13 protein-coding genes and 2 tRNA genes are annotated in these 13,670 nt (G+C 44.4%); 2 read left to right on the plus strand and 13 right to left on the minus strand.

Going from position 1 to position 13,670, the window contains the following annotated elements; all coding sequences use genetic code 11:
- The first annotated feature begins 8 nt into the window (after positions 1 to 8).
- Positions 9 to 227 carry a DUF8180 domain-containing protein gene (locus ACZ5QV_RS10885; RefSeq protein ID WP_464599837.1) on the plus strand — a complete coding sequence of 73 codons (219 nt, stop codon included), beginning with the start codon at positions 9 to 11 and terminating at the stop codon, positions 225 to 227.
- Between the two features lie 160 nt (positions 228 to 387).
- Here the strand turns inward: ACZ5QV_RS10885 and ACZ5QV_RS10890 are convergent, their stop codons facing one another.
- The 10 genes from ACZ5QV_RS10890 to ACZ5QV_RS10935 form a co-directional block, all read right to left on the minus strand.
- Entirely contained in the window at positions 388 to 801 is a 414-nt protein-coding gene (locus ACZ5QV_RS10890; protein ID WP_464599838.1) for a hypothetical protein, read from the minus strand.
- A 17-nt stretch (positions 802 to 818) separates the two neighbouring features.
- Positions 819 to 2,312, minus strand: a complete 1,494-nt coding sequence (locus ACZ5QV_RS10895; RefSeq protein WP_464599839.1) for an archaellar assembly protein FlaJ — start codon at positions 2,310 to 2,312, stop codon at positions 819 to 821.
- A 24-nt stretch (positions 2,313 to 2,336) separates the two neighbouring features.
- Complete coding sequence (locus tag ACZ5QV_RS10900) at positions 2,337 to 4,097, minus strand: type II/IV secretion system ATPase subunit (RefSeq protein WP_464599840.1); 1,761 nt, start codon at positions 4,095 to 4,097, stop codon at positions 2,337 to 2,339.
- A gap of 9 nt (positions 4,098 to 4,106) precedes the next feature.
- Positions 4,107 to 4,850: an archaellum protein ArlH gene (gene arlH / locus ACZ5QV_RS10905; RefSeq protein ID WP_464599841.1), complete on the minus strand. Its 744-nt coding sequence runs from the start codon at positions 4,848 to 4,850 to the stop codon at positions 4,107 to 4,109.
- A gap of 139 nt (positions 4,851 to 4,989) precedes the next feature.
- Entirely contained in the window at positions 4,990 to 5,502 is a 513-nt protein-coding gene (locus ACZ5QV_RS10910) for a hypothetical protein (protein ID WP_464599842.1), read from the minus strand.
- A 3-nt stretch (positions 5,503 to 5,505) separates the two neighbouring features.
- Complete coding sequence (locus ACZ5QV_RS10915; protein ID WP_464599843.1) at positions 5,506 to 5,988, minus strand: hypothetical protein; 483 nt, start codon at positions 5,986 to 5,988, stop codon at positions 5,506 to 5,508.
- Positions 5,989 to 7,008 (minus strand): hypothetical protein, encoded by a 1,020-nt coding sequence (locus ACZ5QV_RS10920; protein ID WP_464599844.1) that lies wholly within the window; start codon positions 7,006 to 7,008, stop codon positions 5,989 to 5,991. It lies immediately after the preceding gene.
- 86 nt (positions 7,009 to 7,094) lie between these two features.
- Entirely contained in the window at positions 7,095 to 7,682 is a 588-nt protein-coding gene (locus ACZ5QV_RS10925) for an archaellin/type IV pilin N-terminal domain-containing protein (RefSeq protein WP_464599845.1), read from the minus strand.
- 363 nt (positions 7,683 to 8,045) lie between these two features.
- Positions 8,046 to 8,897 carry a 2-oxoacid:ferredoxin oxidoreductase subunit beta gene (locus ACZ5QV_RS10930; RefSeq protein ID WP_464599846.1) on the minus strand — a complete coding sequence of 284 codons (852 nt, stop codon included), beginning with the start codon at positions 8,895 to 8,897 and terminating at the stop codon, positions 8,046 to 8,048.
- The gene (locus ACZ5QV_RS10935; RefSeq protein WP_464602092.1) at positions 8,884 to 10,617 is read right to left on the minus strand and encodes a 2-oxoacid:acceptor oxidoreductase subunit alpha; all 1,734 of its coding nucleotides are present in this window, start codon (positions 10,615 to 10,617) and stop codon (positions 8,884 to 8,886) included. Before ACZ5QV_RS10935 ends, ACZ5QV_RS10930 begins: the two co-directional genes overlap by 14 nt.
- A gap of 205 nt (positions 10,618 to 10,822) precedes the next feature.
- On the opposite strand from ACZ5QV_RS10935, the gene ACZ5QV_RS10940 reads away from it, so the two are divergent.
- Positions 10,823 to 11,017, plus strand: coding sequence for a hypothetical protein (locus tag ACZ5QV_RS10940; protein WP_464599847.1), 195 nt, complete (start codon positions 10,823 to 10,825; stop codon positions 11,015 to 11,017).
- Positions 11,018 to 11,590: 573 nt separating this feature from the next.
- On the opposite strand, the gene hmgA is transcribed toward ACZ5QV_RS10940, so the two are convergent.
- The 3 genes from hmgA to ACZ5QV_RS10955 form a co-directional block, all read right to left on the minus strand.
- Positions 11,591 to 12,847, minus strand: a complete 1,257-nt coding sequence (hmgA, locus tag ACZ5QV_RS10945) for a hydroxymethylglutaryl-CoA reductase (NADPH) (RefSeq protein ID WP_464599848.1) — start codon at positions 12,845 to 12,847, stop codon at positions 11,591 to 11,593.
- A gap of 473 nt (positions 12,848 to 13,320) precedes the next feature.
- Positions 13,321 to 13,397, minus strand: a tRNA-Ile gene (locus tag ACZ5QV_RS10950).
- A gap of 82 nt (positions 13,398 to 13,479) precedes the next feature.
- A tRNA-Ile gene (locus tag ACZ5QV_RS10955) sits at positions 13,480 to 13,556 on the minus strand.
- Positions 13,557 to 13,670 lie beyond the last annotated feature (114 nt).

Raw genomic sequence — 13,670 nt, forward strand, 5'->3', positions numbered from 1 at the left:
GAATACTTATGAGTGAAGAACTTGACAATAAGAAACTTTCACACTTAATTGACCACTGGGTTGAACATAACGATAGCCACATCAACAGTTTCAGAGAATGGGCTGAACGAGCAAAAAAAGACGGTTTCCTGGAAGCTTCCGAGGACATCCTTGAAGCTGCAAAAAAAGTTGAAGAAGCAAACGACTTACTGACAAAAGCAAAAGACGGCCTGTTCCATCTGGACTGAAATTTTTAGGGGTTTTCGGGAAATTCGGAAATTTTGCAAGTTTTGAAAATTTCTATAAATTCAAAAACTTTGAAAGTTTCGGAAATTTCGGAAATCCCGCCCAGGATATTTTCCGGTACTTTCCTGTATTTTTTTGATGGCTGACATATATAATTATCTTTTAACGTTGCTCTACCTTATGAAGAATTTCTCTAAGCTCTCCTGCAAGCTCATCTGCACTAACATCTTTATCAAGGATCTTTAAAATTTCATATTTCCCTTCATCACCTGAAAGGTCTTCTTTCTTTATATCATCAAGAAGGTCAGATTCAAATGAATTCGTAAATAAATCCGTTTCATCCTCCTGTTCTGTTTCAAATTCTGTTTCAGATTCGTTCACAGGTTTTTTCTTCAGATTTTTTCCTGTCGATTTTGTGATATATTCCTTTTCGTCTTCATCTTCATCACCTTCTCCATAATCTTCCTCATCCATCTCTTCTTCATCACCTTCATCTGAAGCCAGTAATCTTTCAAGTTCAGAATCAATCGTTTTATCTTTTTTTAGTTTTTGCATTATCTTTTTAATTATATTCATAATATCACCCTTTTTCTTCAGAAGTCAAACACAAAGATTTTGCTTACTAATACAGGTACTATAATAAGGACTACTCCTGAGACTGAAAACATGATTGCCCCATAAAAATAATATTTATATTTCCCGCCCCCTTCCGCCACTTTTAGTACCATCGCATTCGAAAGGGTTAGAATAAGTACAGATATAATTGTAAAACTGTATAACAGCTTGAAATTGTCCCCCAATCCAAAAAATCCAACCCCTATATTCATTCCCCCCGGCATACCACCCTGTATATCTTCAAAATAAGTTTCTTGCATTTTATCCATCACGGTACTGAAAGCCCTTATTATCTCAACGATAAAAACAAGAAGGCTTGCCATCACAAGATGAAGCACAATCATGAGGCCGACAAATCCTGAACTTACAAGCTTGCGCTTCATTCTCAAAAGCACAATTGCAAGGCTTGAAGAGGAAACAATTTCTCCAACTTCTGTAGGATCGCCCCCAAGTTCAATTGCGTCATTGAATATTCTTGATGCCCGGTTAACCAGTTCTGACCCACTTTCTCCAATGAATTTTTCCCAGCAAATTTTGGGAGTTAGGTTCAGAGAAAGGCTTAGATGGAGTTTTTCCACAAGAGGTTCGAGAAAGCCAACTGTTTCTCTATCTATTTTTTTCATGGCCCCTGTGGTGGTTATTCCCATAGTGCCTGCAAGGGTACCCAGAGTTTTAATGAAAGTAGGAAGACTAAAATCCCTTTTGTTAACATTTTCGTCATCTTTCATCCCAACAATACCTATGGGAAATATGAAGAGCGATGCTACCATGAGTACGTACCCGAGGTTTATGTGGTAGCATAAAAGCAATATGGTGATAATAAGGTCCAGAGGGACAAGAATCATTTCTAGAGTTCTTACTATTCGCTGTTCTTCTGATTTTCTTTCTAAAGAATGAATAATTAGCTCTGGAGGGGAGACACTCTTTACAGCGAAGACTCCTGTTCCACAGACCAGAATCAGCAGAATAATGACCATAACTATAGTGGTATCAAGGTTACCAATTGGGTAAATCATGGTGGAAATCAGGATAATGGTTACCACGAGGGTTGCTGACACAATCAGGGCGCTATAAGCGTCGGTCCATTTTTTCAGTTCTTCAACGTCTCGCTCGTATTCGTTGGAATACATTTCGGCCATTGTTGTCATTTCTTTTTTCAAAAACTCCTTTTCAGGTTCCCCTGATGACAGAGTCGTTGCAAATCTTCCCAGGAGTTCGGAAAGGTCTGTATTTTTGGTTTTTTTGGAAAGGAGTTTGCAGGCTCTGGTATACTCATATCCCCACTTTGAAGCCAGGATATGGACATATTTGAAATAGACCGAAACTTTGTATTCTTTCTGTTCGGAGGCATATTTGAAAAGCAGACCTCTTTCGATGTCAGCTGTAGCAATAGATGCCATATAAGTTAGTAAAAAAAGGAGGTCATTTCCGGTTTTGTCCTCTTTTTTTACTTCTGTGGGTTTTTCCGTCATATTCTGCGCCTGAAAATGCGGAACTTAATCTATTATCCCCTCTTCTTCGAGCCGGACCATCATAGCAAACAAGTCATAAAAGTTCATCACCTTTGCTTTGTGGAGCTTTTTCAGAACTTTTTCTCTTTTATCAATTTCATTGTAGATTTTTCTTCGGTCATTAGAAGGAATTCCCCACCTGGGCGCAATCTTGTTTTCCAGAAGGTAGGAATTCATATTTCCTGTAAATTTAAAGACATCTTTTGAGGGGTCCCAGGCGAAAATTTCGATAAAAGTAAAGGCATCGGCTGCCGAGTCATACCCCACAATTTCGTTTACGCTTGTGACACGTCTTACAATCCCTTTGCCCGGAAGATGCACGGCATTCTGGCAGATTACAAGGTTGAGGTTATCAACATAGGTTTTAGGAACATTGATGGGGGAACCGGTTAGCCTCTGAATCAGTTTTTCAACAGATGCCGCATGGAAGGTGGACATTACGGGGTGGCCAGTTTGCATTGCCTGAAATGCAATATTACCTTCTTCACCTCTGATTTCTCCAATGAGGATTTCATTTGGGCGCTGCCTCAAAGCGGCTTTCAGAAGGTCAAACATGGACACTTCCGAATTACTGTCATCCCTTGAATTTCTGGTAACTTCCCTGGTCCAGTTTTTCAGAGGGATCTGAAGTTCAGGGGTATCCTCAATTGAGACCACTTTTCCATCAGGCCGCAGGAAAGTCGTAAGGGCGTTTAAGAGGGTGGTTTTCCCGGATGCCGTTTCTCCCGCAACAAAACAGTTCATTCCTTCTTTTATGAGTATCCAGAGGTAAGCCGCAACTTTGTAATCCATACTTCCGAATTCGATTAATTCCAGTATGGAATATGGCACTCCTGCAAATTTTCTTATGGTAAAGTTACTGCCCCTCTTTGAGACATCTTCCCCGTAAACGATGTTTATCCTGGACCCATCCGGAAGTGCAGCGTCTACTATCGGGTCTCTGTAGGTAATGGGTTTCCCGATTTTTTCGGAAATTTTGATTACAAAGGAGTTCAGTTCTTCCATACCCTTGAAAGCGACTGTGGTCTTTAAGCCTGAAAATATTTTATGTTCCACAAAGATGTGCCCGAGCCCACTGCAGGTGATATCTTCAATATAGGGGTCTTTGAGAAGCGGTTCCAGTACCCCCATTCCCACTTTATCTCTCATAATCAGATACTTGATAGCATTGAATTCCTCGAGACTTACATCAAGAGCCTTGAATTTATCAGGCCAGAGTTTTTTTTTCATTTTGTTAAAGCGCTCTGAAATAAATGAAGTGGATTCCCCGTTTTTTTCGGCTTCCTGTTTTATGACACAGACCTTATTCAGGGCTTCATTAAGCAGTTTTCTCTTTTCTTCAATGTCTTCTCCTTTAATTTCCAGAATGTTTACAAAATCTACAAGTGACTCCTCTACCTGCTGAATCAATAGATCTATTTCTTTGAAAAGTATGGGCTCAATGGGAATATAATAATTTCTCACATCGGTTTTGTCGGGGCATATATGGATTGCGATCCCGTTTCCCACAGGATAGAGTATATTTGGGTTTTTGAGTTTTTTAAGATCTCGGGTGAGTTCCGTATAGAAGGTGGGCATCCCTATCTTTTCAAAAGGGATCATGTGCAGGTAGGAAAGGACGTGCCGGTTTTCTCTTTTTTTGAGAAACTTTCTCTCTTCGAGTGGCAACATCCGGTAGAGCCCGCAGTCTAAAAGTTTATCTCCATGAGTTTCTACGGTTTTTGGTTCAAAGGGGAGGTATTCCATCAACTGGCCTCAGGCTTTTGCCCTTGAAATCGGAATGATCCTTAATCCAAAGCCGGGGTCCACATCAAAACTGACAATATTTCCGGTGGTCAGTTGTGCTCCTCTGATCTTTGCAACTTCCATACTTTTGATAAGCTGGTCCCCCACCTGCTCTATTTTCAGGTGGAGGTGGGCATCGCAAATAGAACGAATCCTGACAAAGAGCATTTCCGAAAAGGCGTAATTATGAGCGGTTATAAGTATTGTTTTTCCCTTATCGCAGAGTTTCTTGCATTCTGCAAAAAAGTTAAGAACTTCATTTTCCGTGGAATTTACAACAAAAACAGTAAGAGAATCTATGATAATAACATCTTCTTTTGCAAGACTCATACCCTTTAGCATCAATTTTAAATAATTTTCTGCGGATTTTTCGTCAGATTTTATAAGGGTTTCATGAATTGGAAATATTTTGGCATTCCCTATGATAAAATAGTCCTCGATGCCCAGGGAAAGGCTTTCCATCTGTGTCATCAGACTTTTTATGGTATTTTCAGTTGTAAACGTAAGGCATTTTTTGTGCTGAGTTACAACTCCCCAGAGTATCTGCTGAACGAGTACGGACTTTCCGCTATCGTTTACACCTTCAATTATACACAGGGTGCCCAGAGGAATACCTCCGCCCATTTTTCTATCAATTTCGGAATTTCCGGAGGATATGATGTTTTCTCGAGCTATTTCTTCTTCCGTTTTTTCTACTTCAGTGTCCTCTGCCATGCTCACCCATGACTCCTCCTTTCAGCACATTTTGTATTAACCATCTACTTATCCCATTATTTATATAGTTCTTATTTTTATCCAATTTACAGGTTATTTAGGAAGTACACTGCTTTAGTGTGGGGTAGTTGACTACCTTTTACCCCGTAAAATATTTCGAGGAACTGGCCCCATTTGGAGTAGTAATTTGCAGCCAGTTGCCCGCACTCATGTTTTTTATGGAACTACTTACTTCGATCTGGATTTTCATTTGCTCATCAGGGTCGAAAATTCCGGGGTTTATGCTGTCCGGGGTGATTTCTTCGATGACCCACTCTCTGGATGATGGGGAATCCGCTTCCGAATAGGAAATCCATTCTATCTCAATATCGTCCGGTGGACTGTAATACCAGATGATAGCGTCCATGTGAACATAATTTCCGATCTTGGTGTGTCCGGTGTTTTCGAGGGTTACATAGACATCAAAGTCATCTGAACTGACATTTGTTATTGTGATGCTGCTTTCAAGCTGTTCGGCCCTTTCATTATGACTTTCTCTTGAGGCTTCCGCAAGCGTATCTGCAGTATAAATAGCTCCGGTGGTGAAAACATAAACCGCAAGCAGGATGGCTGTAACAGCCGCAAGAGCGGAGATTATGTTTCCAAAGCCCATGTTTTACACCGTGAAATAATCGGTGTCCGAAATTCCGTTATAGGCGATGAATTTCACGAAATATTCGAACCCGGGTATGAGGGGTGTTTGTACTGTAATCCTGATTGTCTCTCCTTTGTCCCAGCGGGAATCTCCACCATTTTCAATTATATAATTCCAGTTATGGCTCCCTCCGCTTTCGTTGTATGCAAGCCGTATGAAATTCCCTTCTTCTCCAAAGAAAATATCCGAATTCTCGATCACGTTTCCGGACAGTTGCTGGGTCCCCACATTTTTTATCCAGATATAGGTCTCATTTTCTTCGGAGTCGTAGGCTTCATGTATGATCTTGATATCGGTTGTTATCCGGTCTCCCAGGTTGTCTACGGTACGTATTACCGGAGCACTTGCTCCAAGGATAGGAGGATAGACTGCGGCAACAAAAGCAGTGGCACAGATTACGGAGGCTATGGTAAGTATAGCGGCGCTTATGGTCTCCCCGCTCATTTACTTTCCCTCTGAATAATATGGACCTACCACTTCGTTTTCCGCTTCTCTCCAGGGCATGCCTTCAAAAACGAAATGTAAAAGTCTCGGGTCGATTTTTCCCGGGTTAAGGATTGTATTTAACTGAGAAATAGCACGGATATAGTCCTTCATGCCTGTCTTGTATTCCTGTTCTGCATCCTGGTAGGAAATGTTTACGATTTTCAGGATAAGAGTTTTTACGTACTCCGGAAGATAACCCGCAAGCTCATAAAGGTCCAGAGTCTCCTTTAGCTTCTCTTTTTCAACGGTTTTGAGGGTGTGGTCTGTCCACCTCATAAGTTCGATTAGCATGAAAATATCGGTCTTCTGACCGGATGCGGACCCTTTTAAAGCGGACCTTTTCTCATTTCCGGCCCCATCCACCTCACGCACCAGGTTTTCGTGCTGCTTCAGAGAGCTAAGGTCTTCGGCACCGAGTCCGTAATTAGTTTCTACAGAGGATTCAATTTCAGGGTTTTCTTCATTATTTTGAGACCAGCCAGGCTGCGTCTTCAATTGGTTTTGCATCCTGTTATGGGCCCACAGGGCATCCTCAGGGTTTTCCGGATTGGGAAACTCAGACGATGTCTGCGGCATATTTCGCTGCCAGCCAGGGGAATCAGACCCAGGAAAGTTCGGCCCGTTTCCGTATTGAGACTGCATGGGGTTAACAGGCCCTGAGTTTGCCCCGTATCCAGGCTGATCGGGCAAGTCATTTGAGGAAAAAGGCTGGCCACTGTTTCCAGAATTATCGTCTGAACCGGGATTTTTTACTGACCGGACATCATCTTTTTCTTCAATTGTTTCTTTCATATCAACTGTTTTTCTGGAACTTTCCTCCGGCAGTGTAGCCTCCTGGATTGGAAGGGCCTGTACCCTGTAAAACGGATTTTCCGCATTGTTCATCATTTCTCTGAGATCGGTGAGAAGTGTTTTTACCTCCCCTTTCACAACCATTACTTCAGACTCAAGTGTCGCTACTTTTCTTTCCAGTTCCATACTCACCACTTTAAAAAAAGAAGTGTATTTACCTGCAAATATCTTGCAGATAAATAACACCTGTTTATCCAGCTTAATCAGCAGGCTCAGTTCAGCAACATGACGTTATCAATCTGTGGGGGGATCGTCCTTGTAATCGGCAGAGTCGCTCCTACAGGGGGTTTTACCTGAAGGGTGAATTCCGAATTCGTTGCAGTATCTTCGAAGGCAAGCAGTGAGCTGGTTGGTACTGTAATATTAACCTCCACTTTCTCATTTTGTTCCAGAACATCATCATAATCATTATTTCCAATAAACTTCTTATTCCAGCTTACAGCCGACGTATAGTTATTGCTGTCCATGTACGAAACTATCAGTTTTCCATCATCCGAACCGTCCCCGATATCTACAGGAGAACCGCCAGCAGTAAGCTGAAGGGTAAGAACGATATAACCTACTTTATTGGTGTCATTTATGGCAATGACGTCTCCACAGAATTCTACGGAAGAAGTTGCCTGTTGCACACCGGTGTGAATTGTCTCTTTTGCGGTGTCGGATGTGAAAAAACCTGCTCCGAGAACCACGTATGAGAATACGGCCGCAACCACGACAAAGGCAGTCAGGACGATGGCAGCTTCCAGTCCTGTAAAAGCTTTTTCGTCGTTTCTGAATATGTTTAACATTCTATTTTTCAAACTGTACACCTCGGGTTTCAAAAATTTATAATCAGTTAATTATAATTAATATTTTTATATTATATCAGGAGTTATTTTGTACCTCTCTTATATATTAAGCTTATCAAGTCAAAATATGAATAACTGTAATTTCCAGTTAAAGCGCCTAATGATGCTTTTTTTATCGTATACTAATATACTGATGGACTAATCTTTCTTCCATCTACTCATTATTTATTTTTGTTAAGTGGGGGCCCCATAACCCCAGAGATCACGGTTTCAGAGAAATTTACAATATAATTATTATTCAGACGTGTATTATTCAAACCCGGAATGAGAAAAAATAGGAAAAAAGAAGTCCGGGATATATAAACCCCACTTTCATTAAAAAAATTTCTCCATCTCGCCTTTAACTACCTCAATCAAAAACTCCTGTTTAACAAGGGCCTTTTCCCGGATAACCGGGATGAGACTTTCGAAGGCTGGTCGAGTACTTTTGAAAAAAACACCGTTTGGTATTCTCTCTCCCCACTCCAGGGTTTGTTCAAAGGCCTTCAGCCGATCGGCTGGGTCATACCCGTCCTCCAGTTTATAGACCCGGTCCCGGTACCATTTGAAGGTGTTTACCTTGTTGAATGTAACGCAGGGCTGGAGGATGTCCAGAAGGGAAAATCCTTTGTGGGTTATGGCGGCTTTCATAAGTTCCTTTAAATGTTCCTGGTCCCCCGAAAAGCCCCGGGCAACAAAACCGCAGTTTAGGGAAACCGCAAGTGCCAGCGGGTTAAGGGGCTCGGAAAGATTTCCGAAGGGCTGGACTTTGCTATGGGTGCCCTGAGCCGAGGTGGGCGAGGCCTGGCCTTTGGTCAACCCGTAGATCTGGTTATTGTGGACGAGCAGGGTGATGTTTGGGTTCCTGCGAATCGTGTGGATAAAGTGGTTTCCCCCTTCCCCGTAACAGTCTCCGTCTCCGGCGATGACAATGACGTGCAGTTTGTGGTTGGCAAGTTTTGCGGCCGTTGCGACGGGAAGGGCCCTTCCGTGCAGCCCGTTGAAGGTGTGGCCCTTCATGTAGTGTGGGAGTTTGCTGCTCTGCCCGATCCCCGAGACCAGCAGGACTTCCCAGGGCTCGATGCCGAGTTCCACGAGAGCTTTTTTGAGGCTTGAGAGGATCTGGTAGTTTCCGCAGCCCGGACACCAGGAAGGTTCCTGGCCCTCATACGCTTCAAAGGAGGGCATGGACTTCCTCCATCAAATTTTCCACGGTAAAAGGTCTTCCATCATACCTGTTGATCTTCCGGGTAAATTCAACCCCCATCTTGGCCCTGAGCAGTTTTGCGAACTGGCCTGTGGCGTTGTTTTCCACACAGATTGCAAGGTCCGCGTTTTTCAGGAGGGCCGGGTAATCAAGTCTTTCCGGCTCGGGCAGGGGGTAGACTTCACTGAAATGCAGCATCGCTATCTTCCGGTCTTTTGAGAGCATATCGACAACTTCCTTCATCACCCCATAGGTGGACCCGAAACCAACAAGCAAAATTTCAGGGTTTTCGGAGTCCCTGGCCCCGTAATAGAGGGGAGCCTCCATTTCTTTCCTGATGAGAGGCAGCTTTTTCAAAAGGCGTTTTTGCATCATAAGGACCCTTGTTTCCGCGTCCTCGATGATGTGGCCCTCCTCGTCGTGTTCGTCACTGTCCGTAACCACCAGGTGATTTCCGGCTTCTCCGGGTACAGCAAGGGGAGAAATCCCGGTCTCGGAAAAGGCGTGGCGTTTGTATTCAGAAACCTCTTTCAGGTCTTTTTCCCTCAGGCGGTAGTCGTTGTACAGAAGTTTTTCAGGGTCAAAGTCCTCATAAGTCCACTGGGTATCTCCGAGGTACTGGTCGGCCAGGACAAAAACCGGGACCTGGTACTTTTCCGCGAGCTCAAAGGCTTTGTTGGTCAGGTAAAAGGCCTGTTCCGGGGTTCCGGGGGCAAAAATCACTCTCGGAAACTCCCCGTGGCCTGCGTGTAGCACGAAGAGGAGGTCTGCCTGTTCCGTGCGGGTGGGAAGGCCGGTTGCAGGGCCTGGGCGCTGGACCTCGGCAATGATGACAGGCGTTTCGGTCATGGCAGCGAGAGATAGGCCCTCGTTCATCAGGGCAAAGCCCCCGCCTGAGGTCCCGGTCATGGCCCGAACTCCCGCAAAGGAGGCTCCGAGCGCCATGTTGATCGCGGCAATCTCGTCTTCGGCCTGTTCGACGATTATTCCGTATTGCTCTGCCTTTGAGGCTATGAAGTTCATGACTCCTGTTGAAGGGGTCATGGGATAGGCCGAGTAGAATTTGCAGCCGGACATGAGGGCTCCGAGGCCAATTGCCTGCAGTCCGTTTATGAGCATGAAGCCCTTTTTCCCGGGTTCTGCGAGTTTAAAGGCCTCACAGCGCTTACAGTTCTCCCTGGCATAATCGTAGCCTGCCCTTACACAGGCCAGGTTTTTCTCGATTACTTCCTCTCCTTTTTTGGCAAAAGCCGTCTTCAGTATTTCTCCCAGGGTGTCCGGTTCGACTCCCATCATTCCGTGGATAGCCCCGAGCGCCACGCTGTTTGTCATGACCCTCTGCTTTCCGGTTTCAAGGGCGATTTTTGTCAGGGGAATGTCCACGAATTCCGGGCCTTCAAAACTTTTTTTAAGGCTTTCGGAATCATAGAGAATAAGCCCTTTTTTCCCGAGAGAGTCTCTGTGTCTCTCGATTGTTTCCAGGTCCAGAGCGACCAGGATGTCCACCTTATCCCGGGACGCCGTCACTTCCCTGTCCGAGACGCGGACCTGGTAATAGTTATGTCCCCCCCGGACTCTCGACATGTAGTCCTGATGTGTAAAAACGTGATAAGCTTTCCTGGAAAAAACCTTTGCAAGGGCTCCTCCTATTGTTTGCAGTCCCTGCCCGGCTTTTCCCCCTATCCGAAGTGTATAATCCAGAAATTAGACCCCCTTATATTTCCCATATATTATAGTATGTGGATTATATAATATTACTTCCGGGGGCGGAACAACAAAATCACTTTGCTCCACCCGAGGAAAAAAACGTGACATTAAAGTACTTTTGAGATATACGTCAAAAAAGAATACCTGGTATTCGGGCATCACTGCACATATCCGGTAAGCAGATGGAGAAAAGGTTAAAATGGCATTACGTGACTCTATAAAAAGTTTTTTTATGAAGGGCAGAGGCGTTCTGCTCGGTTTTCCTCTGATCTTTTTAGGGGCCCTCCTCTTCAAGTATTACAAAATCCCGGGTGCAATTGCCGTCTTGATGGGAATCATCTTTCTGGCAGCCAGTGATTACTTCATAGAAACCGATGAGGAACTTGACGGCTGATTTTTCCGAAAATCCGCAGTACACACTACAAAAAAACAAACTGTCAAAAAAAATAAAGTGTTTTTGCAAACAGGATAAAACCGGCTATGACCATTCCAAGTACCAGAATTTCCATATGGAATATGGCATACAGTATGAAAAAAATGACGCCAAGGGTAACTGCATAACCCAGTATGTCCACAGGATTAGTCATGAGAACGCCGCATTATTTTTTAAACCTTATGGATAAATCAAGAATCTTTTTTATCCAAGTATTCGCAAAATCAGTCAATCTTTCAAAGTTTACACATTTATTTTAAAAGTAAATCCGTCATGTGGATCCGATATTGGTTTTAGATACCGGGGTAAATAAACATTTCTACTTTGTTCAAAACTTTAATAATATCGTGGAATATACAAATATTAATATTGTATTCCCATGTTCTTTCCTGAAAATAAGGATAAGACTACGAAACCTCATGCTGTGTCTGGTATTCTGGTTGAATCCTTAGGAAAAAGGCGACCAAAAAAATCAAGGGCGAAAACCCTCTAACATAGAAAATTTATATAAAAAGAAAAAAGCTCGGGGAAATTTTAGAACTTTCCTCTTCCGAGCTGGGCATGAGCCCTTGCGAGATGTCCTGCGGCCTGGGCTCCTATGAGGGAAATTTCTCCAGCGAGCACGGCGGCAGCCACGATTTCCGCAAACTTTTTGGCGTTTGAGCCGGGGGGGTCTCCTGCGCCTGCGACTCCCAGGAGGTTCAGACAGTCCCGCTGGGTCCCGAGGCCTGTTCCCCCACCCACGGTTCCGAGGGCCAGGGCCGGGAGGGTTACCGTGCAGTTGACTTCCCCGTATTTTGTAAGTTCCATGCTCGTAATCGCGGTGCTGCCCTCGACCACATGGGCTGCGTCCTGCCCGCAGGCCAGGTAGATTGCGGCTATGATGTTTGCTGCATGGGCGTTGAAACCGAGAGCTCCTGCCCTTGCCGATCCGAGTATGTTTTTGCTGTAGTTTACCTGGACCATGGTCTCAGGGGTGCATTTCAGGGTTTTTTCGACGACATCCGCAGGAATGGTAATTTCCGCAACAACGGTCTTGCCTCTCCCCAGGATCGTGTTAATGGCGGCCGGTTTTTTGTCGGTGCACATGTTGCCTGAAAGGGAGAGAGGTTCTGCTCCGAACTCGTCCTCGATCATGTGAAGGATAGCGTCTGTTGCGATGGTCACCATGTTCATGCCCATGGCGTCTTTCGTGTCATAGGAGAACCTGAGGTAAACGTAGGTCCCGGATACGAAGGGTTTGATCCCCAGAAGTTTTCCGAACCTTGAGGTCTTTTCCGCGGTCTCTTTAAATTGCTCGAAAGCCTCCGGGCTCTTCACCCAGTCATAGAACTTTTTGGTACGGTCTAGGCTCTCCAGTTTGAAGACCGGGGCCCGGGTCATCTCGTCTTCGAAAATCCTTACATTTACCCCTCCGGCCTTCCCGATGGCCGAACATCCCCGGTTTACGCTCGCAACGAGCGCTCCTTCGGTTGTGGCAAGTGGGAGGTAATACTCCGAGTTCGCATACTCCCCGTTCACCTTCAGGGTCCCTGCAACCCCAAGAGGAATCTGCACGGCCCCGATCATGTTTTCGATATTTTTCCTTCCTGCGGCCTCAACGTCCAGAGAAAAGTTCTGGATCTCTTCAAACTCAAGCTTTTCGAATTCCTGAATGGCAAGCCTCCGGAGCTTTACGGAGGTTTCCGGGTCCGTAAATTCTTCAATCCTGCGAAAAGCGATGTCTCCGGCCAGGATTTTCTCAAACAAAAGTTTTTCATCCTCATTTAGTTCATAGTCTTCGGATGGCATGAAATCACCAATATTTAAGTCCTTTAATCAGTTAATCAGCACAAAGCAAGCTTATCATGTGCTATTATACCTATATTAAGATATAATCTGTTCCCCGATTTGCACTTCCCGATTTGCACTTCCCGAGTTCCGCTTCGGGAGCACGGTGTCCGTTTCGCTCGCTGCGCGAGCTCAAGCGGACTATAAACCTTATTTTGGAGAACCGGACTAAAAAAATGCCATTGCAACCTAAAATAGCGTATCCCCATTATTTTTTTCCGTGTGCTTCCGTGATCCAAGTCTTCTTTCGAGATTGGTTCAGGAATTTTGGCAACTGACTATAAGTTTTCTCAGAAACTGAGGGGCTCTGAGTCTGGCTTATTTAATACAGTCGGCGGGTTGACTATTTGAAAATAGGTTGAAAAATTAGCTAAAATCAATAAGTTGGAATTCTAAAAATTAGTTTCAAAAAAGCTAAGGAGTTTTCTGGATTTTGGTGGGCCCGCTGCGATTCGAACGCAGGACCTCACGGTTATCAGCCGTGCGCTCCACCAGGCTAAGCTACGGGCCCAGATTGAAAGGGTTTTTAACAGATGCGCCGATTACGGCTATTCGAGAATAATTCTTCTCTTAATATATATATCTTTTTATTTTGGTGGGCCCGCTGCGATTCGAACGCAGGACCTCACGGTTATCAGCCGTGCGCTCCACCAGGCTAAGCTACGGGCCCAGATTGAATGGTTTTTTTTTCTTTTATCGCAATTGAAAGGCTTAATCTTTAGGATTGTACCTCAGTGCAACACCACTAATAAACAGAGTTCTATATATAACTTTTGCTTTGATT

Source organism: Methanosarcina baltica, assembly GCF_055394095.1.